This window comes from Vibrio sp. 10N.222.46.A1, assembly GCF_041473595.1.
GTDB classification, from domain to species: Bacteria; Pseudomonadota; Gammaproteobacteria; order Enterobacterales; family Vibrionaceae; genus Vibrio; species Vibrio tasmaniensis_A.
Genome location: NZ_JBFRSN010000727.1, coordinates 1 through 4644, shown reverse-complemented (window position 1 = coordinate 4644; position 4644 = coordinate 1). Strand labels below are relative to the sequence as shown.

Annotated in this window: 2 protein-coding genes and 1 pseudogene; all 3 read left to right on the top strand. The window is 42.7% G+C overall.

Annotated elements, in window-relative coordinates; all coding sequences use genetic code 11:
• The coding region (locus tag AB4496_RS19195; RefSeq protein ID WP_372131644.1) for a type VI secretion system baseplate subunit TssG at window positions 1–679 on the top strand (679 nt) is incomplete at its 5' end.
• A 46-nt stretch (window positions 680–725) separates the two neighbouring features.
• Window positions 726–3338 (top strand): type VI secretion system ATPase TssH, encoded by a 2613-nt coding sequence (tssH, locus tag AB4496_RS19190; protein ID WP_102257286.1) that lies wholly within the window; start codon window positions 726–728, stop codon window positions 3336–3338.
• A gap of 10 nt (window positions 3339–3348) precedes the next feature.
• Window positions 3349–4644 (top strand): annotated as a pseudogene (locus tag AB4496_RS19185) (MFS transporter); the annotation flags it as partial.

Below are 4644 nucleotides of genomic sequence, written 5' to 3'. Positions count from 1 at the left end.
GTTGTTAAGCGCGATACACAACGACGATCATTCACTTCAAGACTTTCTGGATGTGTTTAATCAACGCCACTTTGAAATCACCTATCGAACTAATGTGCAACGTTGGTTACTCGTTGAAAACGAGCAGAACTCCAAAAAAGCGGCGTTATTGAATCATTTTTCAGCACTTGGGAAAGAACACAAAGAATACCTGCAATACTCACTATTACTTAGCCAACAAAGCCGTAGCCTTACAACGCTAAAAAAGATACTCAATGATTTTTTTCCTTACTCAATCGATGTCGAATGTAAGGCATTTGAACGTCGCCTATTGCCTACAGATTCATTGACACGACTAGGTAAAAATCGGGATTTCAATAGCCGTTTAGGACAAGGTTTCTTAGTAGGAAGAACCTGCCTCGTTAATTTCAACAACTTGAGTATTTTTGTTACTCCAAAAAGCAGAAGTGAATTCCTAGAAATTCAGCAAGATGACCAATTAGCGAAATCCATGTGGTCTTTGACTCAGCATTACTTAAAAGACAACACGCCTGTTGCCATTTATCTGAACGTTAAGCGTTCATATTTAACCAAACCCCGTTTATCAAGCAACGTTTCTATTGCAGCTCGCCTAGGAGAGATTGATTATCTTGCCCCTCAGCACAGTCCTGATAAAAGTGTAAACATTTTGCTTTTATAGTTCGCAATATGGTTCGTGTAGATTATAGAAATATAAGGAATAAACAATGACACAAGTAACGCTCACTAACTTAGTCGGCAAGCTAGCACCTGCCCTAAAGCAGGCGCTCGAAGCATCTGCTGGTTCAGCAATGAACCAAGGTGTTGGAGCTATAGAGGTTGAACACTGGATTCTTCAACTTATCTCCCAGAAAGACCCAATGCTCATGACATTGTGTGAATCTCAGAAACTTTCAATAGATGCCTTAGTCAGTGAATTGACAAAGAAAATCTCTATGCTCCCAAAAGGTAATGAAGGTCAACCGACGTTAAGCCACGGCTTAACGGAATTAATCAAAGACGCTTGGATGATTGCATCAGTAAACTACGGGCATGGAGAGATCGTCAGCCTACACCTTATTCAAGCTCTAATGCAGCAAAATGTATTAGGTGTGACGACCTTACAACTTGAATCATTAAGCAATGTTTCACTTGAGTCTCTGCAAGGTCTTATCAAGAAAACTCCTATTGCACGTAACTCTTCAGCACCTTCAGCTAATGGCGCTGTCGATAGTACCCCCGCGGGTAACGACGCTCTAAGCAAATACACGGTAAACCTTACTCAGCAGGCTATTGATGGCAACATCGACCCAATTTCAGGCCGTAATGCAGAAGTAAGAAAAGCGATTGACATCTTGTGTCGTAAGCGCCAAAACAACCCGATTATGGTCGGTGAACCAGGCGTAGGTAAAACCGCTGTTGTTGAAGGATTAGCGTTAAGAATTGCAGCTGATGAAGTCCCTAGTGCTCTACAAGGCGTACAGATCCACTCTTTAGACCTTGGCTTGCTGCAAGCCGGCGCGAGCGTTAAAGGTGAGTTTGAAAACCGCTTAAAAGACGTCATCAATGAAGTAAAAAGCTCAGAAGTACCCATCATTGTATTTATCGATGAAGCTCACACCCTTATTGGTGCAGGCGGCGCTGCTGGACAAAACGACGCGGCAAACCTTCTAAAACCAGCCTTGGCGCGTGGTGAGTTCAAAACCATCGCTGCGACAACATGGGCGGAATACAAAAAGTACTTCGAAAAAGATCCGGCTCTGACACGCCGATTCCAAGTTGTAACCATTGAAGAGCCTAACGCAGAAGATGCGATGCAAATGCTTCGTGGTGTGGCTGCTTCATTGCAAGCTCACCATGGCGCTTTTATTGCTGAATCCGCGATTGAAGCAGCGGTCAACTTATCGATCCGTTACCTTCCAAGTCGCCAACTGCCAGACAAAGCCATTAGCCTACTTGATACTGCCAGTGCACGAATCGCACTGACACAAGGCGCGAAGCCAGAAGTATTGGAAACACTAGAGCAGACGATTCGTTATCAAGAAAACGAAAAATCAGCATTAGAAAAAGAAGAGGCACTGTTCTCCAACAGCGCTGAGTTGATTAAAGAGCTCACACTATCGATAGAAGAGAACCAACAAACGTTGGCTGCGTATTACACGCGTTGGGAAAAAGAGATTGAATTAGTAGACCAAATTAAAGTGATTCAGCAAGAGATAACTGAAGCACAAGAGCTAAATGCGGTTGACTCCAACAAGCAGCAACAACTCGACGGCCTGCGTATCGAGTTAGCAAACGTACAAGGTGAGGAGCCCCTCGTCTATGCCATGGTCGACGATAACACTATTGCTCAGGTGATTGCGAATTGGACTGGTATCCCGGTTGGCAACATGATGAGCGATGAAATCGCTAAGCTGCTGACCTTGGAAGATGAACTTAATACTCGAGTAATAGGACAAGATGTCGCAAAGAACGAACTAGCAAAAGCAATTCGTATTTCCCGAGCGGGTTTAACGGATAATCGAAAACCGATTGGTGTGTTCCTAATGTGTGGTCCAAGTGGTGTCGGTAAAACTGAAACTGCCATGGCACTTGCGGAGCAACTTTACGGAGGAAGCAACGATCTTACCGTTATTAACATGACCGAGTTTAAAGAGGAGCATAAAATTTCCATGCTACTCGGCTCACCAGCAGGTTACGTGGGCTTTGGCGAAGGCGGTGTATTGACGGAAGCGATTCGACGCAACCCTTATTCTGTATTGCTATTGGATGAGATGGAGAAGGCTCACCCTGGTGTACATGATCTGTTTTATCAAATCTTCGATAAAGGTCATATCAAAGACAGCGAAGGTCGAACCGTCGATTTCAAGAACACCATCATTATTATGACATCGAACGCTGCCGACCAAGCTATCTGTGATGTGTGTGCTCAGACTACCGATCGCATCGATAATGACAAGCTACTCGAATCAATACGTCCGGATCTGCAACAATACTTTAAACCTGCATTTTTAGGCCGAACTACCATTGTTCCCTACTACCCACTTAACGATGAAGAATTAGCGAAAATCACAGAAATATCGCTAAATCGAATCAAGAAAAAACTTGCAGAGCAATATAAGGCTTCATTCACTTGGGACGCGAATTTCATTCAGTTCGTGGTCGACCGTAATACCGATCCAACCACTGGCGGTCGCGCTGTAGAACAAATTATTAACCGTTCACTAATGCCAAGATTAGCCGAAGAATGTATCGGACGATTAAGCCGCAGCGAACCCATTACTCAAGTAACCGTTAGTGCAACGAACAACAGTGCTGACTTCGATTTATCTATTAAGTAGGCCTTAACCAATGAACAGCAAGACCAGCCAAACCTCCACCAATCCGACATCATTTAGCCTGTCACTTAGGGTCAAATTGATGTTTGCCATCATGGCGGTTTTGCTGTTTTCCATCACGTTAAATGCAACACTGAACTATTTCAATTTCGAGAAAAGGCTAACGGAAACCTCCGATTCTACCTATCGAATCGTTTTAGAAGAAACACATAATGATATCAATCAAGCAATCAGTTTAGGTCTGCCTCTTTCAGCTATATCGAACATACAAGGTATCCTAGATCGTAGGCTAAAGTTTGTTGATGGCATTACTGCATTAATGGTGGTGTCTACCTCTGGTGAACAACTATTTGGCACAGGTGTACACAACCAAGCAAACGATCGTCAGCTATCACTTGATATAACCAATTCTTTCGGTTTAGTTGAAGGCCAAATAAAGCTCTACTACTCTACGTCACTATTAGACCAACAAAAAGCGTCCTTGCTAAAGGATCAATTCTTGTATTCAGTCATATGGATAGTGCTGTCTTGCGCATTTGCCTTTATAGCATTGAAATATCTGTTAGAAGGGATTGTAGACCGTGTTAAAGGTGCAACTGCGATAATCGAAACTTCTGATGGAGCTAGCGATTTACTTCCTACCTTAGCTCAAGCACATAAGGCACTGCAATCTCCCTATTCAATGTCCAAGTTCGAGAAATTGAAAACAAAACACTTTCCCGTGTTTATCATTTCTCTTGCTATCCTGTTAACGATTATTGCTAATTTAGGTGTTTCTTATCAATCTCTGGACAAGTTTTCGCAGATTTATGAAGTTAAACTCGAGCAGAAATCAACCCTGATTGGTGACTCACTAAATCAGATGATTAAAGGGTTACTCAATAAAGGCGTTCCTGACAACAGACTGCATGGCTTAGAAGACGAGTTTGCTTTCTTCGTTGATAACCACAGTGAGATTCTATCTATTACTTTTAACGGGGAGTCTGGTAGCTCTTATCACTATCCAGAGGAAAATGTTAAACACGCGTCTATACGCGTATCAACGTTTAATAGCGACAACCTCGATAATAGCAACGACCACAACAATATAGACAACCACAATAACAGTAATAGCCAAAGTCACACAATGCAGCTGAAGGTGACTACCGACAACAACTTGATCATGAATATGCTGAAAGAAAGCGTCATGGATATGATCACCGTTTTGGTCGCATCTTGCCTTGTCGTCGCCGAAATAATTCTATTCATGTGTAACTTCATGATTATTTCACCTTGGAACCAATTAAAGAAAGTATTCATGCTTGTGAAC

What these genes read in the sequence shown, in the direction of transcription:
- tssH (WP_102257286.1), top strand. Translation starts at nt 726, where the DNA reads ATGACACAAGTAACGCTCACTAACTTAGTCGGCAAGCTAGCACCTGCC.